This window comes from Pseudomonas sp. LBUM1661 (assembly GCF_059695925.1).
Genome location: NZ_CP166794.1, coordinates 2,085,790 through 2,111,864 on the forward strand (window position 1 = coordinate 2,085,790; position 26,075 = coordinate 2,111,864).

General features: G+C 60.4%; 23 protein-coding genes. 4 read left to right on the forward strand and 19 right to left on the reverse strand.

The window, feature by feature from the left end:
• Window positions 1-38: 38 nt before the first annotated feature.
• Window positions 39-1,187, forward strand: a complete 1,149-nt coding sequence (locus tag ACA057_RS09625) for an acyl-CoA dehydrogenase family protein (RefSeq protein WP_497347783.1) — start codon at window positions 39-41, stop codon at window positions 1,185-1,187.
• Between the two features lie 64 nt (window positions 1,188-1,251).
• On the opposite strand, the gene ACA057_RS09630 is transcribed toward ACA057_RS09625, so the two are convergent.
• The 8 genes from ACA057_RS09630 to ccoG form a co-directional block, all read right to left on the reverse strand.
• The gene (locus ACA057_RS09630) at window positions 1,252-1,800 is read right to left on the reverse strand and encodes an adenine phosphoribosyltransferase (RefSeq protein ID WP_497347785.1); all 549 of its coding nucleotides are present in this window, start codon (window positions 1,798-1,800) and stop codon (window positions 1,252-1,254) included.
• Between the two features lie 79 nt (window positions 1,801-1,879).
• Window positions 1,880-2,614 carry a fumarate/nitrate reduction transcriptional regulator Fnr gene (gene fnr / locus ACA057_RS09635; RefSeq protein ID WP_401353715.1) on the reverse strand — a complete coding sequence of 245 codons (735 nt, stop codon included), beginning with the start codon at window positions 2,612-2,614 and terminating at the stop codon, window positions 1,880-1,882.
• A 131-nt stretch (window positions 2,615-2,745) separates the two neighbouring features.
• A complete protein-coding gene (gene hemN, locus ACA057_RS09640; protein WP_497349851.1) occupies window positions 2,746-4,128 on the reverse strand; it encodes an oxygen-independent coproporphyrinogen III oxidase in 1,383 nt (460 codons plus the stop codon).
• A gap of 190 nt (window positions 4,129-4,318) precedes the next feature.
• Window positions 4,319-5,002, reverse strand: a complete 684-nt coding sequence (locus ACA057_RS09645; protein WP_497347787.1) for a sulfite exporter TauE/SafE family protein — start codon at window positions 5,000-5,002, stop codon at window positions 4,319-4,321.
• On the reverse strand, window positions 4,995-5,213 hold the full coding sequence (gene ccoS, locus ACA057_RS09650; protein WP_497347789.1) for a cbb3-type cytochrome oxidase assembly protein CcoS: 219 nt from the start codon (window positions 5,211-5,213) through the stop codon (window positions 4,995-4,997). Before ccoS ends, ACA057_RS09645 begins: the two co-directional genes overlap by 8 nt.
• A 22-nt stretch (window positions 5,214-5,235) precedes the next feature.
• On the reverse strand, window positions 5,236-7,686 hold the full coding sequence (locus ACA057_RS09655; RefSeq protein WP_497347791.1) for a heavy metal translocating P-type ATPase: 2,451 nt from the start codon (window positions 7,684-7,686) through the stop codon (window positions 5,236-5,238).
• 67 nt (window positions 7,687-7,753) lie between these two features.
• Window positions 7,754-8,293 carry a FixH family protein gene (locus ACA057_RS09660; RefSeq protein WP_497347793.1) on the reverse strand — a complete coding sequence of 180 codons (540 nt, stop codon included), beginning with the start codon at window positions 8,291-8,293 and terminating at the stop codon, window positions 7,754-7,756.
• 11 nt (window positions 8,294-8,304) lie between these two features.
• Complete coding sequence (gene ccoG / locus ACA057_RS09665) at window positions 8,305-9,720, reverse strand: cytochrome c oxidase accessory protein CcoG (protein ID WP_497347795.1); 1,416 nt, start codon at window positions 9,718-9,720, stop codon at window positions 8,305-8,307.
• A 446-nt stretch (window positions 9,721-10,166) separates the two neighbouring features.
• Between ccoG and ACA057_RS09670 the strand changes: the two genes are divergently transcribed.
• Window positions 10,167-11,189 (forward strand): metallophosphoesterase family protein, encoded by a 1,023-nt coding sequence (locus ACA057_RS09670; protein ID WP_497347797.1) that lies wholly within the window; start codon window positions 10,167-10,169, stop codon window positions 11,187-11,189.
• A gap of 72 nt (window positions 11,190-11,261) precedes the next feature.
• Here the strand turns inward: ACA057_RS09670 and ccoP (ACA057_RS09675) are convergent, their stop codons facing one another.
• From ccoP (ACA057_RS09675) to ccoN (ACA057_RS09710), 8 genes are all read right to left on the reverse strand, one after another.
• Window positions 11,262-12,245 (reverse strand): cytochrome-c oxidase, cbb3-type subunit III, encoded by a 984-nt coding sequence (gene ccoP, locus ACA057_RS09675; RefSeq protein ID WP_497347799.1) that lies wholly within the window; start codon window positions 12,243-12,245, stop codon window positions 11,262-11,264.
• Entirely contained in the window at window positions 12,242-12,427 is a 186-nt protein-coding gene (locus ACA057_RS09680; RefSeq protein WP_003175465.1) for a CcoQ/FixQ family Cbb3-type cytochrome c oxidase assembly chaperone, read from the reverse strand. The genes ccoP (ACA057_RS09675) and ACA057_RS09680 overlap by 4 nt, the downstream gene beginning before the upstream one ends.
• A 5-nt stretch (window positions 12,428-12,432) precedes the next feature.
• Window positions 12,433-13,041, reverse strand: coding sequence for a cytochrome-c oxidase, cbb3-type subunit II (gene ccoO, locus ACA057_RS09685; protein WP_018925301.1), 609 nt, complete (start codon window positions 13,039-13,041; stop codon window positions 12,433-12,435).
• Complete coding sequence (gene ccoN / locus ACA057_RS09690; RefSeq protein WP_497347801.1) at window positions 13,041-14,483, reverse strand: cytochrome-c oxidase, cbb3-type subunit I; 1,443 nt, start codon at window positions 14,481-14,483, stop codon at window positions 13,041-13,043. The genes ccoO (ACA057_RS09685) and ccoN (ACA057_RS09690) overlap by 1 nt, the downstream gene beginning before the upstream one ends.
• Before the next feature lie 486 nt (window positions 14,484-14,969).
• Entirely contained in the window at window positions 14,970-15,920 is a 951-nt protein-coding gene (ccoP, locus tag ACA057_RS09695; protein WP_497347803.1) for a cytochrome-c oxidase, cbb3-type subunit III, read from the reverse strand.
• Window positions 15,917-16,123: a cbb3-type cytochrome oxidase subunit 3 gene (locus ACA057_RS09700; protein WP_497347805.1), complete on the reverse strand. Its 207-nt coding sequence runs from the start codon at window positions 16,121-16,123 to the stop codon at window positions 15,917-15,919. The genes ccoP (ACA057_RS09695) and ACA057_RS09700 overlap by 4 nt, the downstream gene beginning before the upstream one ends.
• Window positions 16,124-16,126: 3 nt before the next feature.
• Entirely contained in the window at window positions 16,127-16,735 is a 609-nt protein-coding gene (gene ccoO, locus ACA057_RS09705; RefSeq protein WP_497347807.1) for a cytochrome-c oxidase, cbb3-type subunit II, read from the reverse strand.
• A 10-nt stretch (window positions 16,736-16,745) separates the two neighbouring features.
• Entirely contained in the window at window positions 16,746-18,170 is a 1,425-nt protein-coding gene (ccoN, locus tag ACA057_RS09710; RefSeq protein WP_497347809.1) for a cytochrome-c oxidase, cbb3-type subunit I, read from the reverse strand.
• Between the two features lie 111 nt (window positions 18,171-18,281).
• Here ccoN (ACA057_RS09710) and ACA057_RS09715 point away from each other — a divergent pair, with 111 nt between their 5' ends.
• Window positions 18,282-18,959, forward strand: coding sequence for an alpha/beta family hydrolase (locus ACA057_RS09715; RefSeq protein ID WP_497347811.1), 678 nt, complete (start codon window positions 18,282-18,284; stop codon window positions 18,957-18,959).
• Window positions 18,960-19,135: 176 nt separating this feature from the next.
• On the opposite strand, the gene ACA057_RS09720 is transcribed toward ACA057_RS09715, so the two are convergent.
• The 3 genes from ACA057_RS09720 to acnA form a co-directional block, all read right to left on the reverse strand.
• Complete coding sequence (locus tag ACA057_RS09720) at window positions 19,136-20,701, reverse strand: methyl-accepting chemotaxis protein (RefSeq protein ID WP_497347813.1); 1,566 nt, start codon at window positions 20,699-20,701, stop codon at window positions 19,136-19,138.
• 104 nt (window positions 20,702-20,805) lie between these two features.
• Window positions 20,806-21,597, reverse strand: a complete 792-nt coding sequence (locus ACA057_RS09725; protein WP_497347815.1) for a CPBP family glutamic-type intramembrane protease — start codon at window positions 21,595-21,597, stop codon at window positions 20,806-20,808.
• A gap of 358 nt (window positions 21,598-21,955) precedes the next feature.
• Window positions 21,956-24,697: an aconitate hydratase AcnA gene (gene acnA, locus ACA057_RS09730; RefSeq protein ID WP_497347817.1), complete on the reverse strand. Its 2,742-nt coding sequence runs from the start codon at window positions 24,695-24,697 to the stop codon at window positions 21,956-21,958.
• 222 nt (window positions 24,698-24,919) lie between these two features.
• Between acnA and rlmM the strand changes: the two genes are divergently transcribed.
• Window positions 24,920-25,993, forward strand: coding sequence for a 23S rRNA (cytidine(2498)-2'-O)-methyltransferase RlmM (rlmM, locus tag ACA057_RS09735; protein ID WP_046027003.1), 1,074 nt, complete (start codon window positions 24,920-24,922; stop codon window positions 25,991-25,993).
• Window positions 25,994-26,075: the final 82 nt, after the last annotated feature.

Genomic DNA, 26,075 nt, shown 5'->3' on the forward strand with positions numbered 1-26,075 from the left:
CTCGGTTAACGTCGCTGAACCTTCAGTGGAGCTCGCCGATGCCTGCCTTTCAGGAATACTTCGACCCCAGCCACCAATTGGTCCGCGACAGCGTCAGACGATTCGTCGAGCGCGAGATCTTGCCGGACATCGACCAGTGGGAAGAAGCCGAGAGCTTCCCCCGTGAGCTTTACCTCAAGGCGGGTGCGGCGGGGATTCTCGGGATTGGATACCCCGAAGCGTTGGGCGGCAGTCACGAAGGCGACGTGTTCGCCAAGATAGCCGCCAGTGAAGAGCTGATGCGCTGTGGTTCCGGCGGTCTGGTGGCGGGGCTCGGTTCGTTGGACATCGGATTGCCGCCGATCCTCAAGTGGGCTCGGCCGGAAGTCCGTGATCGCGTAGTGCCGCAGGTGCTGGCCGGCGAGAAGATCAGCGCACTGGCCGTGACCGAGCCCAGCGGTGGTTCCGACGTCGCCAACCTGGAAACCCGTGCTGTGCGTGACGGCGATGTCTACCGGGTCAACGGCAGCAAAACCTTTATCACCAGCGGCGTCCGCGCGGATGTCTACACCGTCGCGGTGCGCACCGGTGCGCCAGGTTATGGCGGCATCAGCCTGCTGCTGATCGAGAAAGGCACCCCCGGTTTCACCGTGGGCCGACAGTTGAAGAAAATGGGCTGGTGGGCGTCGGACACAGCCGAATTGTTCTTCGACGATTGCCAGGTGCCTGTAGGAAACCTGATCGGTGCCGAGAACATGGGCTTCGCCTGCATCATGGGCAATTTCCAGAGCGAGCGTTTGGCCCTGGCGCTGATGGCCAACATGACCGCACAGCTTGCGCTGGAGGAGAGCCTGAAATGGGCCCGTCAGCGTGAAGCTTTCGGCAAACCCATCGGCAAGTTCCAGGTGCTCAAGCATCGCCTCGCCGAGATGGCCACGGCGCTGGAGGTATCACGGGAATTCACCTATCGCCAGGCAGCGAAAATGGCGGCGGGGCAGAGTGTGATCAAGGAGATTTCCATGGCCAAGAATTTTGCGACCGACACGGCGGACCGGATTACCACGGATGCGGTGCAGATTCTGGGGGGCATGGGTTATATGCGTGAAAGCCTGGTGGAGCGGCTGTACCGGGATAACCGGATTCTGTCGATCGGCGGGGGGACGCGGGAAGTGATGAACGAGATCATCAGTAAGCAGATGGGCCTGTAGTCGGCGGTGTAGCGGCCGACGCTATCGCGGGCAAGCCCGCGATGGCGTCAGTGAAGGCGCCGCCTTACTGCTCGCTCAACGCAAACTGCGTCAGGCAAAACGTCGGAATCCCCAGCGCTTCCAGCCGCTTCGACCCACCCAATTCCGGCAGATCAATAATCGCCGCCGCTTCATGAATCCGCGCACCCATCCGACGAATCAGGTTCGCCGCCGCAATCAATGTGCCACCCGTGGCGATCAAATCATCGAACATCACCACCGAATCGCCCTCACAGAGGCTGTCGGCATGCACTTCGAGGAAGGCTTCGCCGTACTCGGTCGCATAACCCTCGGCCAACACGTCAGCCGGCAGTTTGCCTTGCTTGCGGAACAGCACCAGTGGCTTGTTCAACTGATAAGCCAGCACCGAACCGATCAGGAAGCCCCGAGCGTCCATCGCACCGATGTGGGTGAAGTCGGCCTCGACGTAACGGTGGGCAAAACTGTCCATCACCACGCGCAGGGCGTTGGGCGACTGGAACACCGGGGTGATATCGCGAAAGATCACGCCCGGCTTGGGGAAGTCGATCACGGGGCGGATCAGGGATTTGATGTCGAAGGTTTCGATGAGCATCGTCGAGATGTCCTGGGAGGCTGCAAACGTCGCAGTATACCGGCGGCTGAACCGTTTCGCTCAGCCGCAGGTGCCGCCATCAGCCTTCGAGCGAACCGCCGGCCAGGGCGCAGAGCTGGATCGGGTCGAGGATGTGGATTTCCTTGCCTTCGGCGGCAATCAGTTCGTTTTGCTGGAAACGCGTGAACACCCGGGATACGGTTTCCACCGCCAGCCCCAGGTAATTGCCAATCTCGTTGCGCGACATGCTCAGGCGAAACTGGTTGGCCGAGAACCCCCGGGCGCGGAAGCGGGCCGAGAGGTTGACCAGGAACGTGGCAATGCGCTCGTCGGCGGTTTTCTTCGACAACAGCAGCATCATCTGTTGATCGTCGCGAATCTCTCGGCTCATCACCCGCATCAACTGACGGCGCAGTTGCGGCAGTTGCAGGGCCAGTTCGTCAAGGCGATCGAAAGGAATTTCACACACCGACGTGGTTTCCAGGGCCTGCGCCGAGACCGGGTGTTTTTCGGTGTCCATGCCCGACAGGCCGACCAGTTCACTCGGCAGGTGGAAGCCGGTGAGCTGTTCTTCGCCGCCATCGCTGAGGCTAAAGGTCTTCAGCGCGCCAGAGCGTACTGCGTAAACGGAATCGAACGTATCGCCCTGACGGAACAGGAATTCGCCTTTTTTCAACGGGCGGCCACGTTTAACGATTTCGTCCAGCGCCTCCATGTCTTCCAGATTCAGGGAAAGTGGCAAGCAGAGGGGGGCCAGGCTGCAATCCTTGCAATGGGCCTGGCTATGAGCGCGCAGTTTTACTGGCTCGGACATTTCTTCAATCCTTGTGGGAAAAAACACACATAAGCCGTAAGGGTAACCCACGGGAGGACATTCAGGCACGCGGCTATTTTGCCGCAGGGTCTTTAAGCCAGCATTTCGCCAACCGGCCAGTGAGGTGATGGCTAGATCACCCGTGAAAACCGCTGGCGATTCTGCTGTTCAAGGTACGCATCGAAGACCATGCACACCGAACGCACCAACAAGCGCCCCGCGGGCAGCACGGTGATCCGTTCATTATCGAGCGCGATCAAGCCATCGTCGGCCATGCTCTGCAACGCGGGCCAGAGATCGCCGAAGTAACCCTGAAAGTCGATGTTGAAGGCGTGTTCGATCTCGGCGAATTCCAGGCTGAAATTGCAGATCAGCTGCTGGATGACCGCGCGTCGCAGGCGATCATCGGCGTTGCACACCAGCCCGCGACTGGTGGCCAGTTGAGCCGAAGCCAGGGTGTTTTGATACTGGTTCAGATCGCTGTTGTTTTGGCAGTACAAGTCGCCGATCTGGCTGATGGCCGACACGCCGAGGCCGATCAAGTCGCAATGACCGTGAGTGGTGTAGCCCTGGAAGTTGCGTTGCAGGGTCGATTCTTCCTGGGCAATCGCCAGCTCATCGTCCGGCAGGGCGAAGTGATCCATGCCGATGTAGCGGTAACCGGCGGCGGTCAGTTGCTCGATGGTGCCCTGGAGCATTTCCAGTTTCTGCGCCGGTGTCGGCAGTTCTTCGCTGTTGATCCGCCGTTGCGGCATGAAACGTTCCGGCAGGTGCGCGTAGTTGAACACCGACAGCCGGTCCGGTTGCAGGTTGATGACTTCATCGATGGTGCGGGCGAAGTTCTCCGGTGTCTGCCTCGGCAAGCCGTAGATCAGATCGATGTTGATCGAGCGAAATTGCAGGGTCCGGGCGGCCTCGATCACCGCGCGGGTTTCTTCCAGGCTTTGCAGGCGATTGACCGCCCGTTGCACTGCCGGGTCGAGGTCTTGCAGGCCGATGCTGACCCGGTTGAAGCCCAGTTCGCGGAGCAGGCCCATGGTCGACCAGTCGGCTTCGCGAGGATCGATTTCGATGCCGTAGTCGCCGGAATCGTCGTCGAGCAAATTGAAGTGTTTGCGCAGGGTGGCCATCAGCTGGCGCAGTTCATCGTGGCTGAGAAAGGTCGGCGTGCCGCCACCGAAGTGCAGTTGCTCGACTTTCTGGGCCGGGTCGAGGTGGCAGGCGATCAGCTGGATTTCCTGCTCCAGACGCTGCAAGTAGGGCAGGGCCCGGCCGCGATCCTTGGTGATCACCTTGTTGCAGGCGCAGTAGTAGCAAATGTTCGCGCAAAACGGCACGTGCACATACAGCGACAACGGGCGCAGGGCCTTGCGGCTTTCGCGCAGCGCATGGAACAGGTCGAAGGTGCCGACATGCCCGTCGAATTGCACGGCGGTCGGATATGAGGTGTAGCGCGGGCCCGCCAGGTCGTAACGGCGGATCAGATCGGTGTCCCAACGAATGGCGTCGAGCATCATGCGGGCATTCCCCCGGATAGGCTGGCAGTGTCAGCGAGTCTAGGGGGAGTGGGGTTGCGGCATCTTGATTTGCATCAACGGTCGATCTGGGTTGCCAGTGATGGCCTCATCGCGAGCAGGCTCGCTCCCACAGGGGAATGCATTCCAATGTGGGAGTGAGCCTGCTCGCGATGCGAGCACCGCCGATTTAATGACCCATCAACCAATGCTGATGCGGGCCCGGCAAGGTCCAGAGGCCGAACAGCATCACCAGCAAGCCACCGGTCATGCGCACGCTGCGTTTGCGCAACAACGCCGTGACCCGCTCGGCGGCCAGGCCCGTGGCGAGTAATACCGGCCAGGTGCCTAGCCCGAATGCGAGCATCAGCAACGCGCTGTCCAGCGCATTGCCCTGGCTGGCCGACCACAGCAGCGTGCTGTAAACCAACCCGCACGGCAGCCAGCCCCAGAGCCCGCCCAACAGCAACGCACGCGGGACGCTCGACACCGGCAGCAGTTTGTTGGCGACCGGCTGGATATGCCGCCACAGGCCGCGACCGAGGCTTTCGATGCGGGTCAGGCCGCTCCACCATCCCGCCAGGTACAAGCCCATGGCGATCAGCAGCAATCCAGCGAGGATGCGCATGAACATCGCCGCCGGGCTGTTGGCTACCGCCCAGCCCGCCAGGCCGATCAGCAGGCCGGCCGTCGCATAGCTGAGAATTCGCCCCAGGTTGTAGGCCAGCAGCAGTCGAAAGCGTCGGCTGCGCTGTTCCTTGGGAATCGCCAGGGTCAACGCGCCCATCAAGCCGCCGCACATGCCCAGGCAATGACCGCCACCGAGCAGGCCGAGGATCACCGCAGACACCAACAGTGGCGCCAGATCAAGCATGGGGTGGTGCCTTGTCGTCCGGTTTGGCCTGATGGCCGCTGGCCTCGTCGACCGCTGCCGTGTGGTTCGGGTCCTGGTCGTCGAACAGGATGCTGTGGGCCGGGCCGTCAAGGTCGTCGTACTGACCGCTGTCGACCGCCCAGAAGAAAATGTAGATAGCGATGGCCACGATCAGCAGCGCGGCCGGGATCATCACGTAGAGAGCTGGCATCTGGACTCCATGCCCGCGCGGCTCAGGCCGGCAGCGGGCGGGTTTCTGGCGTGGCGTTGAGGACAGGCGCGCTCGGCATTCGAGTCAGGCGCAGGGCGTTCAGCACCACGGTCAACGAACTGATGGACATGCCGACCGCGGCCCATACCGGCGTGATCCAGCCGAGGGCGGCGAACGGCAACATGAGGCCATTGTACAGCCCGGCCCACAGCAGGTTCTCGATGATTACCCGACGGGTGCGCCGCGCAAGACTGAAGGCCTGCACCAGCGCATCGAGACGGTTCGACAGCAACACGGCGTCGGCACTGGTTTTCGCCAGGTCGGTGGCCGAACCCATGGCGACGCTGATGTCGGCCGCGGCCAGCACCGGCACATCGTTGACCCCGTCACCGAGCATCAACACCTTGCGGCCTTCCTTGTGCAGCTGTTGCAGGACCTGCAATTTATCGTCCGGACGCAAACCGCCACGGGCTTCGTCGATGCCCAGTTCGGCGGCGACGCTGGCGACCATCGGCGAGGTGTCGCCGGACAGCAGCAATGTGCGCCAGCCGCGAGCCTTGCACGCCGCCAGCAGCGCCGGGGCGTCGGCGCGCAAACGGTCATCGAGGACAAACCATGCCAAGGGACCCAGGTTGTCGCCGAGCAGCAGCCATTGACCGGCTTCATCCGGCATCAACGGCACGGCAGCGCCACTGAGTTCGCAGACAAAATTCGGCTGGCCGATACGCAAACGTTGCGCACCGACCACGCCTTCAAGCCCCAGCCCCGGCGTGCTGTGAACTTCTTCGGCGGCCAGCGGTGCGCGGCCAAAGGCGCGGGCGATCGGGTGTTCGGAACGATTTTCCAGAGCGGCGGCGAGACTCAGGCATTGATCGCTGTCGAGGGTGCCGAGCGGACGGATCGAGCGCAGCGCCAGCCGACCTTCGGTGAGGGTGCCGGTCTTGTCGAAAATCACCGTGTCGATCTGGTTCAGGCCTTCCAACACATGGCCGCGGGTCAACAAAAGACCCAGCTTGTGCAGTGTGCCGGTGGCGGCAGTGAGGGCGGTCGGCGTGGCCAGTGACAAGGCGCACGGGCACGTTGCAACGAGCATCGCCAGCACGATCCAGAACGCCCGCGACGAATCCAGTTCCCACCAGATCAGGCCAATGACGGCGGCGGCGATCAGCGACAGCAACAGGAACCATTGCGCGGCGCGGTCGGCGATTTCCGCCAGGCGCGGTTTTTCCGCTTGGGCGCGGTCAAGCAGGCGGACGATGGCGGACAGTCGGGTGTCCTGGCCGAGGGCGATGACTTCCACGGTCAATGCGCCTTCGACATTCAGGGTGCCGGCGGTGACCGCATCGCCGAGCGTGCGTGGCTGCGGCAGGTACTCGCCGGTCAGCAGAGACTCGTCGATGCTCGACTGACCGTCGAGGATTTTGCCATCAGCCGGGAGGATCGCGCCGGGATGCACCAGCACTTGATCGCCGACACGCAGTTCGCTCAGCAGGATGCGCTCGCTCTGGCCGTCGGCACTCAGGCGCAAACACGAGGCTGGCAGCAGATTGACGAGTTGTGCGGTGGCGGCCGCGGTGCGTTCCCGGGCGCGACGTTCCAGATAGCGCCCAGCCAGCAGGAACAGCGCGAACATGCCGACCGCATCGAAATACAGTTCACCGACGCCGGTGATCGAGGTCCAGATGCCGGCGACGTAAGCGCTGCCGATGGCCAGCGATACCGACACGTCCATGGTCAGGTGGCGGGTGCGCAGGTCGCGCATCGCCCCTTTGAAGAATGGCGCGCAGCTGTAGAACACGATCGGTGTGGTGAGGAACAGCGCGACCCAGCGCAGGATGGTGTGCAGCTCGGGGCTGAGGTCGATGTTGAATTCCGGCCAGGTGGCCATGGTCGCCATCATCGCCTGGAACCACAGCAGCCCGGCCACGCCGAGTTGGCGCAGGGCCAGGCGGTTTTCGCTGGCCAGTTGTTCGCTGGCGCGGTCGGCTTGATAAGGGTGGGCGGCGTAACCGATGTGGCGCAGTTCGCTGAGCACTTGGCTCAACGGCAATTGCGCGTCGGCCCAGCGCACGTGCAAGCGATGGTTGGACAGGTTCAGTCGCGCTTCGGCCACCGCCGGCAAGCCGCGCAGGTGTTTCTCGATCAGCCAGCCACACGCGGCGCAACTGATGCCTTCCATCAACAGGGTGGTTTCGGCGAGGTCGCCTTCGTGGCGGACGAAGGGGGCTTGCACGTCGGCGCGATCGTACAACGCCAGTTCATCCACCAGTTGCACCGGCAAGGCTTCGGGGTTGGCCGATGACTCGCTGCGATGCTGGTAATAGCTTTCCAGCCCACCGGCAACAATCGCCTCGGCCACGGCCTGGCAACCCGGGCAGCAGAACTCGCGGGTTTCCCCGAGGACGGCAGCTGTGAAGCGGCTGCCGGCCGGGACGGGCAGGGCGCAGTGGTAGCAGGGGGTTGGGGTGGTCATGGGGTTTTCACAGGGTGTTGTCCGATGAGCGTTCCCACGCTCCGCGTGGGAACGCTCAGGGTGAGGCTTACTTTTTCAGGTCTTCCGCGCCTTGCAGCGGTTCATCACCGAGCAGCAAATCCTTGTCGTGGTTGACCGTTTCCTCTTCGAACATGCGCCAGGTCTTGTCATCCTGCACGCCCAGCAATTCGACAAAGCGGCGACCGTCGACCTTGTCGCTCAACTGGCCAATGTAGCGGCCTTCTTCGGTTTCGCTGCGGGCCAGGGTGATCTTGCGATCCTTCTCCGGCTGCGTCGGCGAGATCAGGTTCAGCTCCAGGGTTTTAGGCTGGCTGTTGCCGCTCAGGCGCAGGTCGACTTCGCCGGTCACGTCATCCAGATGCACGCTGGCGCGCAGCAGCAGGGTTTGCGCCAGCAGTTCACGGTCGAGCGAGCGGTTGATGCCTTTGCCTGCCTCGTAGTAATTGTCGTTGACCAGGTTGTCCGGGTTGTTCACCGCGATGGTCACCATGGACAGGGTCAGGGTCACCGAGCAGGCCAGGATGGCGATGATGATCCACGGCCAAAGGTGTTTGTACCAGGGACTTGCGGCGTTTGCTGCGGGCATGATCACTTCTCTCAACGAATTTGTGGGCCGATGAATCGGCTCTTGGCTTCAACGTGGATGCTGGCGTCATCGGCATCCTTGAGGATGAATTTCACCTCGTTGGTGCTCGATGGCAGTTGTTCCGGTGCACTGGACAACTCGACCGGCTGGCTGAAAATCTCCCCGGCGGCGACTTTGATTTCGCGCTTGCCTTGCAGCTTGAGGTCCGGCAGGCCAGTGGCTTCCAGCAAATAGGTGTGGTCGCGCTGATCCTTGTTCATGATCTTCAGGCTGTAGACGTTTTCAATCCGGCCTTCGGCGTTTTCGCGGTACAGCACGCGGTCCTTACTGACGTCGAACCCCACCAGCGAACGCATGAAGAACGCGGTGGCCAGCAGCGCCATCATCGCCAGTAGCACCACGGCATAACCAATCAGGCGCGGGCGCAGTTTATTGGTTTTTTGCCCGGACAGGTTGTGCTCGGTGGTGTAGCTGATCAGGCCGCGCGGGTAATCCATCTTGTCCATGATGCTGTCGCAGGCGTCGATGCACGCGGCGCAGCCGATGCATTCGATTTGCAGGCCGTCGCGAATGTCGATCCCGGTCGGGCAGACCTGGACGCACATGGTGCAGTCGATGCAATCACCCAGGCCCATGGCCTTGTAGTCGGCGCCTTTCTTGCGCGGACCGCGGCTTTCACCACGACGCGGGTCGTAGGAGACGATCAACGTGTCCTTGTCGAACATCACGCTCTGAAAGCGCGCGTACGGGCACATGTAAATGCACACTTGCTCGCGTAGCCAGCCGGCGTTGCCGTACGTGGCGAGGGTGAAGAAACCGACCCAGAAATACGACCATCCATCCGCTTCGCCGGTGAAGAAATCGAGGGTCAATTCGCGGATCGGCGAGAAGTAACCGACGAAGGTCATGCCGGTGACGAAGCCAATCAACAGCCACATCGAGTGCTTGCTGAACTTGCGCAGGAATTTGTTGGCGCTCATCGGCGCCTTGTCGAGCTTGATGCGCTGGTTGCGGTCGCCTTCGGTGACCTTCTCGCACCACATGAAAATCCAGGTCCAGACACTTTGCGGGCAGGTATAGCCGCACCAGACCCGACCGGCGTACACCGTAATGAAGAACAGGCCGAAGGCGCTGACGATCAGGATGCCCGAAAGCAGGATGAAGTCTTGAGGCCAGAAGGTCGCGCCAAAGATAAAGAATTTACGCTCCGGCAGGTTCCACCAGACGGCCTGGTGACCACCCCAGTTCAGCCAGACCGTACCGAAATACAGCAGGAACAGCCCGGCTCCGCCCATCATCCGCAGGTTGCGGAACAGGCCGGTGAAGGCGCGGGTGTAGATCTTTTCTCGAGAGGCGTAGAGGTCGACGCTGTTGTTCGCGTTCTTGGCGGGCGGGGTAACGTCGTGTACCGGAATCTGATTGCTCATCATTGCATCCCACGGCAGTGGAAAAATGCCTCGGTCAGTACATGCCGACCGCGGTCAAAAGAGGTATTGCAGTGGCCCAATGATACGCCTGTAGCTCTAGCTCAAGGGTGCGACCTTTGGTCACGTTGGTGGAAATCAACTGACGGTGTAATGACTTGAATCAATTGACTTGTGAATTATGGATGGTTTTGTGGGTGTCGGCGGTCGTTTCTGGTCGTTTCTCCTGAAGCGCTGCTGTGAAACGTACCATCGGCTTGCGTGTCTCGCAGCACTGATGTGTGAATGATCGCCAGCGGTTAGCGTGGTTGCTGTTGGGGCCGCCCAGAAATATCAATTTTCGAAATTGAATTCCCAAACCTTTGTTTTGATTTTGTTCTTGCTCTAAGTTGAAGGCGTCGGCTGTTTGTCTGGCGCAAGTTATTTAACTTCAATAGAAAAGGATTTCTATGTTTCTTGATATAAAGATCAAGGTGCTTTCAGGCGTCTTGTTGTGTATCGCAGTGGGTAATGTTTATTCGGCACAAGATGATTACCTTCCACGGCATTTGATATTTACTTCGGACCCACAATACCCATGGACTGAAAGTTCCGATCACGGCTGGGATGAGTCAACGTCGGAAAAAGAAAAGCGTTCGCAATGGCTGATTGAAACCCAGTATTCCGATGTGGCGAATTTCAGGAATAACGTCAGCGTTGATCCTGCAAGGGTTCCGGTCATGATCAATGGCGATATGACCGCCTTCGGGCATGGCGGCCAGCGCTCGATGGTCAATAACTTGCTGAAAAACGCATTGGGTGACCACTACGACTACGGGCTGGGCAATCATGATTACGAAAACAATGTGGATGATTGTAGCTTTCCAGAAAATAACTGTGCCGCCGACAGCATTATGGCGTTGAAGGAAAAATATTGGGGCAACGTTGACAGTATGGATCTGGCTGCGCGAAGCGAGGAGGGAACCAAGGTTTATTATGGCAGCCTTGCCTATTCCAGGACGGTGGGCGATGTTCATCTGATTCAACTAAACAATGAGCCCACTTACACCGTTGACTTTTCTTCGGGGTTCCCATTGAACAGGGTCAGGTTCGAGATTTCAGATGCGCTGGATTGGTTGGAACGCGATCTGCAACGTGCGCGCAGTCAAGACAAGATCATTATTCTCAACATGCACAAGCCTGATCAATGGAAGGGCAGCAGCGAGCAGGTAGCCCGTTTCAACACCATGATCGAACGGTACAAGGTGAGCGCCGTGTTCGCCGGGCATCTGCATACGGAGCCAGGCACCTATACCGGCTGGAACCGCCGCAACTACTTCGGTGAAGTGCCGGTGTTTCTCAGCGGCGGTGCGTCCAACCAGACCTACCTGATCGCCGATATCGCCCCGGATCGCCAGACGCTGAAGGTGCATCAGGTCAATGGCAACAACTGGCCGAGTCGACAGCTGATCGCCACCGTGGCCGTTCGATAACCGCTGTTTCCCGATCAAAAAAAAGCCCCGTCAAATGACGGGGCCGTTTTTTATTGCAGCAAGCGTTTTGCCTTACTGGGCGTCCGCCGCCGGAGCCTTCTCACCGTGAGACAGGCTGTAGACGTAAGCGGCCAGCAGGTGAACCTTGTCGTTACCTTGCAGCAGTTCTTGCGCAGGCATCTGGCCCTGACGGCCGTAACGGATGGTCTGCTGCAGTTGAGCGAAGCTCGAACCGTAGATGAACGCTGCCGGGTGGGTCAGGTTAGGTGCGCCCATGGCTGGCGTCCCTTTGCCTTCCGGACCGTGGCACACCGCGCAGTTGGCGGCGAACAGTTTCTGGCCGGCAACCGGGTCAGCCTTGGTGCCTTCCGGCAGCTTGCGGCCATCGAGGTTGGTCAGCACGAACGAGGCCACATCAGCAACGCCTTGCTCGCCGATCACTTCCGCCCATGCCGGCATCACTGCGTGACGACCGCCCATGATGGTGGTCTTGATGGTTTCCGCTTCGCCGCCCCAGCGCCAATCGGCGTCGGTCAGGTTCGGGAAGCCATAGGCGCCCTTGGCGTCGGAGCCGTGGCAGACCGAGCAGTTGGAGGCGAACAAACGGCCACCCATCTTCAGGGCTTGCGGGTCCTTGGCGACTTCTTCGATCGGCATGGAAGCGAATTTGGCGAAGATCGGACCGAACTTGGCGTCCGACTTGGCCATTTCCTTTTCCCATTCGTGAACGCCGGTCCAGCCACTCTGGCCGTTGGCGAACGCGGTCTGCTTCTCGTTATCCAGGTAGTTGTAACCCGGCAGCAGGCCTTTCCAGTTACCCAGGCCCGGGTACAGCACCAGGTAACCGAGGGCGAAGATGATGGTGCCCACGAACAGCATGAACCACCATTTCGGCAGTGGGTTGTCGTACTCCTCGATCCCGTCGAAGGAGTGGCCAACCGTTTCTTCTGTTTGCTCGGCGCGCTGGCCCTTGCGGGTGGACAGCAGCAGCCAGGTCAGGGCGAAGATGGTGCCGAGACTGAGGACTGTGACGTACAGACTCCAGAACGTAGTCATTCTTTGTTACTCCTAGAAGCTTGCTCGACGTGCTTGATGGCTTCGGGATCATCCGCGAAAGGCAGCAAGGTCGCGTCTTCAAACTCCGACTTGCGCTTGGGGCTGAATACCCACAACGCCAGACCGATGAAGGCCACCATCACAACAACGGTGCCCAGGCCACGAATCATCCCGATATCCATCTAAATCACCGTTTGCTTTTGATGATGGTGCCCAGGCCTTGCAGATAGGCCACCAGCGCGTCCATTTCGGTTTTGCCCTTCACAGCATCCTTGGCGCCGGCGATGTCTTCGTCGGTGTAAGGGACGCCGAGCGTGCGCAAGACTTCCATTTTCTTGGCGGTGTCTTTGCCGTCGAGCTTGTTTTCCACGAGGAACGGGTAGGCCGGCATTTTCGACTCAGGCACCACGTTGCGCGGGTTGTACAAGTGCGCACGCTGCCAGTCATCGGAGTAACGACCGCCGACACGGGCCAGGTCCGGACCGGTACGCTTGGAACCCCACAGGAACGGGTGGTCCCAGACGCTTTCACCGGCGACCGAGTAGTGGCCGTAGCGTTCGGTTTCAGCACGGAACGGGCGGATCATCTGCGAGTGGCAGCCGACACATCCGTTGGCGATGTAGATGTCGCGGCCTTCCAGTTCAAGGGCGGTGCGCGGCTTCATGCCTTCGACCGGCTTGTTGGTGACGTCCTGGAAAAACAGCGGAACGATCTGGGTCAGGCCGCCGATGCTGACGGCGATGACCATGAAGAAGGCCAGCAGGCCAATGTTCTTCTCGACTGCTTCATGCTTCATCAGTGAGCTCCAACTACAGCAATCTGAGCGGCGGCTTCGGCTTCAGCCGGGTTCGAGGCACGTACGGTACGCCATACGTTGTAGGCCATGAACAGCATGCCGCTGGCAAAGAACGCACCGCCCAGGGCGCGAACGATGAAACCAGGGTGGCTGGCTTGCAGCGCTTCGACGAACGAGTAGGTGAGGGTGCCGTCGTCGTTGATTGCACGCCACATCAGGCCCTGGGTGATGCCGTTGACCCACATCGAAGCGATGTACAGAACGGTACCGATGGTTGCGAGCCAGAAGTGCGCGTTGATCAGGCCGATGCTGTGCATCTGCGCACGACCGAACAGTTTCGGAATCATGTGGTAGATCGCGCCGATCGAGATCATCGCAACCCAGCCCAAGGCACCGGCGTGTACGTGGCCGATGGTCCAGTCGGTGTAGTGCGACAGCGAGTTGACGGTCTTGATGGCCATCATCGGGCCTTCGAAGGTCGACATGCCGTAGAACGCCAAAGACACGACCAGGAACCGCAGGATCGGGTCGGTGCGCAGCTTATGCCAGGCGCCCGACAGGGTCATCATGCCGTTGATCATGCCGCCCCAGCTTGGCGCCAGCAGGATGATCGACATCGCCATGCCCAGGGACTGAGCCCAGTCCGGCAGTGCGGTGTAGTGCAGGTGGTGCGGACCGGCCCAGATGTACAGGGTGATCAGCGCCCAGAAGTGCACGATCGACAGGCGATAGGAGTAGATCGGGCGCTCGGCCTGCTTCGGAACGAAGTAATACATCATCCCCAGGAAGCCGGTGGTCAGGAAGAAACCCACCGCGTTGTGGCCGTACCACCACTGGATCATCGCGTCAGTCGCACCGGCGTAGGCCGAGTAGGACTTGAAGAAGCTGACTGGCAGCGAGGCGTGGTTGACGATGTGCAGCATCGCCGTCACGACGATGAAGGCACCGTAGAACCAGTTGCCCACATAGATGTGCTTGGTCTTGCGCTTGGTGATGGTGCCGAAGAACACCAGACCGTAGGTCACCCAGACGATGGCCAGCAGAATAGCCAGGGGCCATTCCAGTTCCGCGTACTCCTTGGTCGTGGTGTAACCCAACGGCAAGGTAACGATCGCGCCGACGATCACCGCTTGCCATCCCCAGAAGGTGAAGGCGGCGAGGCTGTCGGAAATCAGTCGCGTTTGGCAGGTTCGCTGCACGACGTAATAAGAAGTGGCAAACAGTGCACAACCACCGAAGGCGAAAATCACCAGGTTGGTGTGCAACGGGCGTAAGCGTCCAAAAGTCGTCCACGGCAGACCGAAGTTCAATTCCGGCCATACAAGCTGTGAGGCGATGAAGACACCAAGCCCCATGCCAAGGATCCCCCAGACCACCGTCATGATGGCGAACTGGCGGACTACCTTATAGTTATAAGCAGTCGGACTGATTGCTGTGCTCATTCTAAGGTTCCACGGTTTGGGTGTTTTATTAGGAGTAAAAATCGGCCGCAAGTATGGAGAAAGCGGGGGGTCATTGCAACGCGCCATGACCTGGGTCAATGCTTTCAAAAGCTGATTCTGCGGCCTTTCCATGCGCTGCGTAAGGTCAAAATTGCCCATGGACAAAATGTCGCAGCGAACGAAAAAGGTGAGGGGGTCAGGTCAGATGTAACGGGGTATGTTCAAACACAACGATCGGCTGACCGATGGCAATTGGCATGACAGCCGGTATCTACCAGCCTTTGCGGCCTGTCATCGAGCAGATTCGTTGAACACATCGCGTCGGGTCGACCTGGAACCGGCTCATGCCAGTTCGCATCGCAGCAAGCTTAGACCCGAATCCGGGGAACCGAAAGGCGGACTAACGGAGGGTGCGACAATGGGTCGCAAAGGGGCAGGGAACTGCCGCATTCCACAGAATGCGGCAGCAGAGCGGTCGAGATTTATTTACTTTTTGCCTTCAGCCTGCAAACGCTCTGTATTCAGGCCGTGGGACAGGCTGTACACATAAGCGGCCAGCAATTGCACTTTATCGTTGCCGAGCAATTCGTTCTGCGCCGGCATATGGCCCTGGCGGCCATGCCGAATGGTCTGTTGCAGCTGCGCCAGGCTTGTACCGTAAATGAACCCGGCCGGGTGCGTCAGGTTCGGCGCGCCCATGGCTTCAGTGCCCTGGCCGTTTGCCCCATGACAGGCTACGCAGGTGGTGCTGAACAGTTGCTGTCCGGCTTTCAGGTCGGCGTCGCTGTCGGCAGGCAACGGCAAGCCGGCCAGGTCATGACGCACATAAGCGGCAACGTTTTTCACCCCGGCGTCGCCGAGGATTTCACCCCAGGCCGGCATCGCGGCCATGCGACCGCCCATGATCGTGGTTTTGATCATCTGGGCGTCACCGCCCCAGCGCCAGTTAGTGTCGGCAAGATTAGGAAAGCCAAAAGCGCCCTTGGCATCCGAGCCGTGGCAGACCGAGCAGTTGGACGCAAACAGGCGACCGCCCATTTTCAGCGCTTGCGGGTCCTTGGCCACTTCTTCCAAGGGCATGGCGGCGAATTTGGCGAAGATCGGTCCAAAACGGGCATCCGCCTTGTTCATCTCTTTTTCCCACTCGTGCACGCCTGTCCAGCCGTCCTCATAACCCGGCAAAACACCTTTCCAGTTGCCCAGGCCGGGGTAAAGCACCAGATAGCCCACGGCAAATACCAGCGTGCCGGCGAACAGCATGAACCACCACTGCGGCAACGGGTTGTCGTACTCCTCGATGCCGTCGAAGCTGTGGCCCATGGTCTGGTCGACGCTGCCCTTGGTTTCGCCCTTGCGGGTGCCGATCAGCAGCCAGGTCAGGCCGATCAGGCTGCCGATGGTCAGTACGCAGATCCACGTACTCCAGAAAGTGGTCATGGCCGGGTACTCCTTGTTGTTGCAGGTTCTTGGGTGGCGGCGTTATCGGGTTGCGGCTCATCGGCGAACGGCAGCAAGCGCGCTTCGGCGAATTCCGGGCTGCGCTTGCTGCTGAACACCCATAGCGTCAGGCCGATGAAAGCCACAAACACCACGACCGTGCCCAGGCCGCGGATCATTCCACTGCTCATTTCAACGATCATGGCTCACCTCTTGCTCTTGATGGCAGTGCCGAGCACTTGCAGGTAGGCGACCAGTGCGTCCATTTCGGTCTTGCCCTTGAGCGAGGCGACTGCGCCTGTGATGTCGTCGTCGGTGTACGGCACGCCGAGGGTGCGCATGGCCTTGATCTTGGTTTCGGTGTGGGTGCTGTCGAGCTGATTGGCCACCAGCCATGGGTAGCCGGGCATTTTCGACTCCGGCACCACGTTGCGCGGGTTGTACAAGTGCGCGCGGTGCCAGTCTTCGGAGTAGCGACCGCCAACCCGCGCCAGGTCCGGACCGGTGCGTTTCGAACCCCACAGGAACGGGTGATCCCAGACGCTTTCACCGGCCACCGAGTAGTGGCCGTAGCGTTCGGTCTCGGCGCGGAACGGCCGGATCATCTGCGAGTGGCAGCCGACGCAGCCTTCGCGGATGTAAATGTCACGACCTTCCAGTTGCAGCGCGGTATAGGGCTTCATGCCTTCCACCGGCTTGTTGGTCACGTCCTGGAAGAACAGCGGAACGATCTGGGTCAGGCCGCCGATGCTCACGGCCAGCACCATCAACAGCATCAGCAGGCCGACGTTTTTCTCGATTGTTTCGTGTTTCATGGCGGCCCCCTCAGGCAATCTGCGCAGCAGCGGCGACTTCGGCAGGCTGCGAAGCCCGCACGGTGCGCCAGGTGTTGTAGGCCATCAGCAACATGCCGCTGAAGAAGATCGCACCGCCGACCAGCCGCACGACGAAGCCCGGGTGGCTGGCCACCAGGGTTTCGACGAAGGAGTAGGTCAGCGTGCCGTCGTCGTTGATCGCGCGCCACATGAGGCCCTGGGCGATGCCGTTGACCCACATCGACGCGATGTAGAGCACGGTGCCGATGGTCGCGAGCCAGAAGTGCGCGTTGATCAGGCCGATGCTGTGCATCTGCGTGCGGCCGAAGATTTTCGGAATCATGTGGTACAGCGCGCCGATCGAAATCATCGCCACCCAACCGAGGGCGCCGGCGTGCACGTGGCCGATGGTCCAGTCGGTGTAGTGGGAGAGGGCGTTGACCGTCTTGATCGCCATCATCGGTCCTTCGAAGGTCGACATGCCGTAGAACGCCAGCGAGACCACGAGGAAGCGCAGGATCGGGTCGCTGCGCAACTTATGCCAGGCGCCCGAGAGCGTCATCATGCCGTTGATCATCCCGCCCCAGCTTGGCGCCAGCAGGATCAGCGACATCACCATGCCCAGCGACTGTGCCCAGTCCGGCAGCGCGGTGTAGTGCAAGTGGTGCGGACCGGCCCAGATGTACAGGGTGATCAGCGCCCAGAAGTGCACGATCGACAAGCGATAGGAATACACCGGACGCTCGGCCTGTTTTGGCACGAAGTAGTACATCATCCCGAGGAAACCGGCGGTGAGGAAAAAACCGACGGCGTTGTGCCCGTACCACCACTGAACCATCGCATCGGTCGCACCGGCGTACACCGAGTAGGACTTGGTGAAACTTACCGGCAACTCAAGGTTGTTGACGATGTGCAGGATGGCCACGGTGATGATGAATGCACCGAAGAACCAGTTGCCGACGTAGATGTGCTTGGTCTTGCGCTGCATGATCGTGCCGAAGAACACGACAGCGTAGGCGACCCAGACGATGGTGATCAGGATGTCGATCGGCCATTCCAGTTCGGCGTACTCCTTGGAACTGGTGTAACCCAGCGGCAGGCTGATGGCCGCCAGGAGGATCACCACTTGCCAGCCCCAGAAGCAGAACGCGGCGATTTTTGGCGCGAACAGTTGTGTCTGGCAGGTGCGTTGCACCGAATAGAACGAACTGGCGAACAGGGCGCAACCGCCAAAGGCGAAGATCACGGCGTTGGTGTGCAGCGGGCGCAACCGGCCGAAACTGGTCCACGGCAAATCGAAGTTAAGTTCAGGCCAGACCAATTGGGCCGCGAGGAAAACCCCGAGCCCCATGCCAACGATGCCCCACACCACCGTCATAATGGCGAATTGGCGGACCACCTTGTAGTTGTAGGCGGTACTGATAGAAGTGTTCATGGTTCCCCATCCACGGTTCAGCCGAAGTGAAGGCCTGTCTTTGCGAGTAAGCCGCAAGGCAATGACGCTTCCTTCGCCTGGAGTTATAGGCAGACTAAAAGCGAGGCAAGCATGGACAAAGAGCACAAGGCCAGTATTGACGGGGATCAATGGGCGCGGTGTGTGCGGGAACATGGATGGTTGTGGAATGCCGCTGAAGCGCCGGCATCGGCGACGCTGATGCTCGCTCACGGTGCCGGTGCGCCGATGGACAGCGGCTGGATGAGCGACATGGCTGCGCGCCTTGCTGCGCATGGGGTCAATGTGTTGCGCTTCGAGTTTCCCTACATGGCGCAACGGCGCATCGATGGGGGCAAACGTCCACCAAACCCGGCGCCGAAACTGCTGGAATGCTGGCGTGAGGTGTATGCCGTGGTGCGACGCCATGTCGCTGGGCGCCTGGCGATTGGCGGCAAGTCCATGGGCGGGCGGATGGCCAGCCTTTTGGCCGATGAATTGGGAGCTGATGCGTTGGTGTGCCTCGGGTATCCGTTTTATGCCGTGGGGAAACCGGAAAAGCCGAGGGTCGAGCATTTGGCCGGGCTGAAGACGCGGACGCTGATTGTTCAGGGCGAACGGGATGCGCTGGGCAATCGTGAGGCCGTTGAAGGCTATGCCTTGTCACCGGGCATCGAGGTGTTCTGGCTCGTGGCGGGGGATCATGATTTGAAGCCGTTGAAGGCTTCCGGGTTTACCCATGAGCAGCATTTGGCTTCGGCAGCGAGCAAGGTTGCTGCATTTCTTCAGTGAGATTTACAGTGCCGGTCAGGGCCTCTTCGCGAGCAAGCCTCGCTCCTACAGGGCATCGGCGTGCGCATGATCGACGCATGACCTGTAGGAGCGAGGCTTGCCCGCGAAGGCGGTCTGCCACGCAATAAAAAACCCGGAAGTATCGCCTCCCGGGTTTTTGTTTTTTACAGCAGCAATCAGCGGTTAAACCGCTCCACCAACGAATACTGGGTATTCGCCGTCTTGGTCAGCTCTTCACTCAACAGCGCCGAGTGGTGTGCCTGTTCCGAGGTCTGGTCAGCCAGGTGCGAAATATTGCTGATGTTGCGGCTGATTTCTTCGGCCACGGCGCTTTGCTCTTCGGTCGCCGCAGCGATCTGGGTGGTCATGTCGGTGATATTGGCCACCGCTTCGCTGATCCCCACCAGTGCCTGGTCCGCTTCCAGCACCCGCGCCACACCTTCTTCGGCCTGGCGATGCCCGGCCTCCATGGTTTGCACCGCGGTGCTGGCGGTTTGCTGGAGCTTGGCGATCAGCGCGTGAATCTGCCCGGTGGATTCGCTGGTGCGTTGCGCCAGTTGCCGGACTTCGTCAGCCACCACCGCAAAGCCGCGACCCATTTCACCGGCGCGGGCCGCTTCGATGGCCGCGTTCAACGCCAGCAGGTTGGTCTGGTCGGCGATGCCTTTGATCACATCGACCACGCCGCCGATTTCATCGCTGTCCTTGGCCAGTTGGGTCACGGTCAGGCCGGTTTCACCGACCACCACCGACAGGCGCTGGATGGCTTCGCGGGTTTCCCCGGCAATGTCGCGGCCGCGACCGGTCAGGCGATTGGCTTCCTGAGTGGCGTCGGCGGTGCGCTGAACGTGGCTGGCGACTTCCTGGGTGGTGGCGGCCATCTGATTGACGGCGGTGGCCACTTGTTCGGTCTCGACGCGCTGACGTTCCAGGCCGCTGGAGCTCTTGTGGGCCAGGGTGTCGGATTGTTTCGCCTGGTCGCTCAGGTGTTCGGCGGTGTCTTGCAGGCGGGTCAGGCAGGTTTTCAGGCGCGCTTCCTGGCTGAGAATCGACATCTCCAGGCGCGCCTGAGCGCCACGGCTGTCGGTGTACATCTGTGCGATCAGCGGGTCGGAGGTGGTTTGCCCGGCCAGCACCAGCAGGCGCTTGAGGCCGCGCTGTTGCCAACTCAACCCCATCAGGCCCAATGGCACCGAGAGACCGGCCGCCAGGGCAAAGCCCCATTGGGATGTCAACGTGGCACCGATCATGAAGCTCAGTTGGCTGACCAGAATGAACGGCAGCCAGTCCTGCAGCACCGGCAGCCATTTGTCTGATGAAGGAATCGCCGACTTGCCCTGATTGATGCGTTGGTAAAGCGCTTCGGCACGGCGGATCTGTTCGGCAGTGGGTTTGACCCGCACCGATTCGTAGCCGATCACTTGATTGCCATCGAAAACCGGGGTGACGTAGGCGTTGACCCAGTAATGGTCACCGCTCTTGCAGCGATTCTTGACGATGCCCATCCATGGCAAGCCTTGCTTCAGCGTGCCCCACATGTGCGCGAACACAGCCGCCGGCACGTCAGGGTGACGCACCAGGTTATGCGGCGCACGGATCAGTTCCTCTCGCGAGTACCCGCTGATTTCGACGAACGCGTCGTTGCAGTAGGTGATCACGCCCTTGGCATCGGTGGTGGAAATCAACCGTTGCTGAGCCGGGAAGGTCCGTTCGCGTTGTGTGGTGGGCTGGTTATTACGCATGGCTTTTTCAATCCGCAAGGCTTTGATTGGTTGTCGGCGGTGTCAGCCATTTATTGAGATTATTTTTTCGAAAAACAGCGGCGCGTCGCAAAACGGCCCTTGCGTCAGCCCGCGAGCATCGGATAGGTAAACAGGCCGAAGTGCAGCAGGTTCAAGCCAAAATGCGTGGCGATGGCCGCACCCAGTCCGCCGAAACGATAAGCCAGGCCATAACCGACCCCGGCCAGGCTCGCCAGCACCACCCATTGCCAGCCGGCGCCGACATGCGCCAGGCCAAACAACAACGAGGCGAGCAGCAGGGCGAGGTGTTCGCCGTAGAGCAGGTTTTTGAAGCTCTGGGTCAGGCCTCCCTGGATATAGCCGCGAAACAGCGCTTCCTCCACCAGCGTCACCAGCAGCAGATTATTCAACACCCACAGCCAGGCGTGGTCCGGCCATTTCGGTGCCCAGCTGATAACGCCAAGCAACAGCGCGCCACCCAAGGCCAGCACCGTGCACAGGGTCAGTGCCATCGCGGTGGCGTAAACGGCAAGGCGCAGCGAACGCCGACCGACAATCCACGGGCAGACCAGTAATAGCCAGAAGCCGATCAACGGTTTGTCCAGATTCAGGTACATGGAAAACGGTACGGCATCGTCGGTAAACCGCTGCGGGTCGATGCCGCGGCCGTTGTAGAAACCGGGAAGCCAGTGCATCGCCAGCGCCAGGGCCAGGACGACAAACAAGCCGTGACCGAGATAGCGGGCGATAGGGAGTTTTTGCTGACGGACCGCGAAACCGGTGAACAGCAACAAGGCGACAGAAATGGCGGCCAGCCAGCCAAGTTGGCCGTAGATCAGGGCCAGTGCATAGCCCGTGCAGAGAAGTGCCAGATGCGTCCATGGCAGGGTGAACATGTGAAGTCCTTGTGTCAGTTATTTTTTGCAGTGTGGCGCAGTCAATGTGGGAGCGGGCTTGCTCGCGAAGGGGCCATTACATTCAACATCATTGTCGACTGTTGCATCGCAATCGCGAGCAGGCTCGCTCCCACAGTTGATTAGTGGTGTTCAGGAAGTTGCTGTTAGACACATAACCCTGTGGGAGCGGGCTTGCCCGCGAATGCGGACTGTCAGTCGACATCAATGCTGAATGTGCCGACGTCTTCGCGGGCAAGCCTCGCTCCTACAGTGGCTCGGTGGCGTGCAGGGTATTTTTGTTCGGTGCAGGGCACAAACAAAAACACCGCCCGAAGGCGGTGTCTGTGTCAGCAAGCGATTATGAAGCAATCAACTGCCGCAACACGTAATGCAAAATCCCTCCCGACTTGAAGTACTCGACCTCATTGAGCGTATCGATCCGGCACAGCACCTCGACTTTCTCGCGGCTGCCATCGGCGCGGGTGATGATCAGCGTCAAGTTCATCCGCGGCGTCAGCTCGACGCCGGTCAGGCCGAGGATGTCGAGGGTTTCCTTGCCGGTCAGGTTCAGGCTCTTGCGGTTCTGATCCAGTTTGAACTGCAATGGCAACACGCCCATGCCCACCAGATTGGAGCGATGAATCCGCTCGAAGCTTTCGGCGATGACGGCTTTGACGCCCAGCAGATTGGTGCCTTTGGCCGCCCAGTCGCGGCTCGAACCGGTGCCGTACTCTTGCCCGGCAATCACCACCAACGGCGTGCCCGACGCTTGGTAACGCATCGCCGCGTCGTAGATCGGCAACTTCTCGCCGGTCGGAATGTAAATGGTATTGCCGCCTTCTTCACCGCCGAGCATCTCGTTGCGAATGCGGATGTTGGCGAACGTGCCGCGCATCATCACTTCGTGATTGCCACGACGGGAACCATAAGAGTTGAAGTCCCGCGGTTCTACGCCTTTCTCGCGCAAGTAATGACCCGCCGGGCTGTCAGCCTTGATGTTGCCGGCCGGGGAGATGTGGTCGGTGGTCACCGAGTCGCCCAGCAGCGCGAGGACTCGGGCGCCCGCGACATCCTTGACCACCGGTGGCGGCCCGCCAATGTCGTCGAAGAACGGCGGATGCTGGATGTAAGTCGAATCGTCCTGCCAGACATACGTCGCCGCTTGCGGCACTTCAATCGCCTGCCATTGCTCGTCGCCGGCAAACACTTCGGCGTATTCCTTGTGGAACATCGCGGTGTTGACCTGATTGACCGCGTCGGCAATTTCTTTGGTGCTCGGCCAGATGTCCCGCAGATACACCAGGTTGCCCTCCTGGTCGGTGCCCAACGGTTCGCTGCTGATGTCGATGCGCACCGTGCCGGCCAACGCGTAAGCGACGACCAGTGGCGGGGATGCCAGCCAGTTGGTTTTCACCAGCGGGTGCACGCGACCTTCGAAGTTGCGGTTGCCCGACAGCACCGAGGCGACGGTCAGGTCGGCCGCGACAATGGCTTTTTCGATGGGCTCCGGCAGTGGGCCGGAGTTGCCGATGCACGTGGTGCAGCCGTAGCCGACCAGGGCAAAACCCAACTGATCAAGGTACTGGGTCAGCCCCGCAGCCTTGTAGTAGTCGGTGACCACTTTGGAACCTGGGGCCAGCGAACTCTTGACCCACGGTTTGCGCTTGAGGCCTTTCTCCACGGCTTTCTTCGCCACCAGACCCGCCGCCATCATCACGCTCGGGTTGGAGGTGTTGGTGCAGGAGGTGATCGCGGCAATCACCACCGCGCCGTTTTTCAGCCGATAGAGCTCGCCTTCGTATTCGTAGTCGGCTTCACCGGCGAGATCGGCATTGCCCACCGCGACGCCACCGCCGCCTTCACTTTCGAGGCGACCTTCTTCCTTGCTGGTGGGTTTGAATTGCAGGTCGATGAAGTCGCTGAACGCTTGCGCGACATTCGGCAGTGAAACCCGGTCCTGCGGGCGTTTCGGCCCGGCAAGGCTGGCCTCGACGCTGCCCATGTCCAGCGCCAGGCTGTCGGTGAACACCGGTTCCTGGCCGGGCAGGCGCCACAGGCCCTGGACTTTGCTGTAGGCCTCGACCAGTTTCACGGTGGCGTGGGGGCGACCGGATAAGCGCAGGTAGTCCAGGGTGATGTCGTCCACCGGGAAGAAACCGCAGGTCGCGCCGTACTCCGGCGCCATGTTGGCGATGGTCGCACGGTCGGCCAGTGGCAGGTCGGCGAGGCCATCGCCGTAGAACTCGACGAATTTGCCGACCACGCCTTTCTTGCGCAGCATCTGCGTGACGGTCAGCACCAGGTCGGTGGCGGTGATGCCTTCCTTGAGTTTGCCGGTGAGTTTGAAACCGATCACTTCCGGAATCAGCATCGACACCGGTTGCCCAAGCATCGCCGCTTCCGCCTCGATACCGCCGACGCCCCAGCCGAGCACGCCGAGGCCGTTGATCATGGTGGTGTGGGAGTCGGTGCCGACCAGCGTATCCGGGAAGGCGTAGGTGCGGCCGTCCTCGTCCTTGGTCCAGACGGTTCGACCGAGGTATTCCAGATTCACCTGGTGGCAGATGCCGGTGCCGGGCGGCACCACGCTGAAGTTGTCGAAGGCGCTCTGGCCCCAACGCAGGAACGCGTAACGTTCGCCGTTGCGCTGCATTTCAATGTCGACGTTCTGTTCAAAGGCGCTGCTGCTGGCGAACTTGTCGACCATCACCGAGTGATCGATCACCAGGTCCACCGGGGACAGCGGGTTGATGCGCTGCGGGTCGCCGCCGGCCTTGGCCATGGCGGCGCGCATCGCGGCCAGGTCGACCACGGCGGGAACGCCGGTAAAATCCTGCATCAGTACCCGCGCCGGGCGATACTGGATTTCACGATCGGAGCGACGCTCCTTGAGCCAGGCGGCTATCGCCTTGAGGTCGGCGCCGGTGACAGTTTTTTCATCTTCCCAGCGCAGCAGGTTTTCCAGCAGCACTTTCAACGACATCGGCAGCTTGTCCAGGTCGCCCAGGCTTTTGGCGGCATCCGGCAAGCTGAAATAGTGATAGGTCTTGTCGTCGATTTGTAAGGTTTTAAGGGTTTTCAGGCTATCGAGGGACGGCATTGAAATGACTCCTTTGGGTCCGCACGGCTACGGACTGAGGGAATGAACAGAGGTTTAAACCTAGTCCTGTTTGGTGCTTAAGGCTAATAACTGGACTCTATGGCCAAGTCCAAGGTTCCGAACTCGGCTATCATGCGCCGGTTTTCGTGACAGGCTTTGCTTCAACGCAAGTCTGGGCATCGCGCAGTGGTTGAATTTCTCGCCATCTGCCCAGGAGTAAGAATGAACACCCTCTTTATGCATTGCCGGCCGGGCTTCGAAGGCGAAGTCTGTTCCGAAATTTCCGAACACGCCGCACGGCTGAACGTGGCCGGTTATGCCAAGGCCAAGACCGCCAGCGCCTGCGCCGAATTTATCTGCACCGAAGAAGACGGCGCCGAACGCCTGATGCGTGGGCAGCGTTTTGCCGAGCTGATCTTCCCGCGCCAATGGGCTCGCGGGATTTTCATCGACCTGCCGGAAACCGACCGCATCAGCGTGATCCTCGCCCACATGGCGGACTTCCCGCTGTGCGGCAGCCTGTGGCTGGAAATGGTCGACACCAATGACGGCAAAGAGCTGTCGAACTTCTGCAAGAAATTCGAAGGCCACTTGCGCAAGGCGCTGATGGCGGCCGGCAAGCTGGTGGAAGATGCGCACAAGCCGCGACTGCTGCTGACTTTCAAAAGTGGCCGTGAGGTGTTCATGGGCCTGGCCGAATCCAACAACTCGGCGATGTGGCCAATGGGCATTCCGCGCCTGAAGTTTCCCCGTGAGGCGCCCAGCCGTTCAACGCTGAAGCTGGAAGAGGCCTGGCACCACTTCATCCCGCGCGATCAGTGGGACGAGCGTCTGCACAGTGACATGACCGGCGTCGACCTCGGCGCAGCGCCGGGTGGCTGGACCTGGCAATTGGTCAACCGCGGCATGCTGGTGACCGCCATCGACAATGGCCCGATGGCTGAAAGCCTGATGGACACCGGTCTGGTGCAGCACCTGATGGCCGACGGTTTCACCTTCAAGCCCAGGCAGCCGGTGGACTGGATGGTCTGCGACATCGTCGAGAAACCGGCGCGCAACGCGGCGATGCTGGAAGAATGGATTGGCGAGGGGCATTGCCGTGAGGCGGTGGTCAACCTCAAGCTGCCGATGAAACAGCGTTACGCCGAAGTGAAGCGCTTGCTGGAAAGGATTGCCGACGGGTTCAAGGAACGCGGGATTCGGGTCGAGATCGGCTGCAAGCAGCTGTACCACGACCGTGAAGAAGTGACGTGCCACCTGCGCCGTCTTGACGTAAAGAAACCAAAATCCCGCTGAAAATAGATCCTGTAGGAGCCGGCTTACCGGCGAAGGATGCGCCGTGGTGGTTCAGGTGCACCGTGCAATGGCTTTCGCTGGC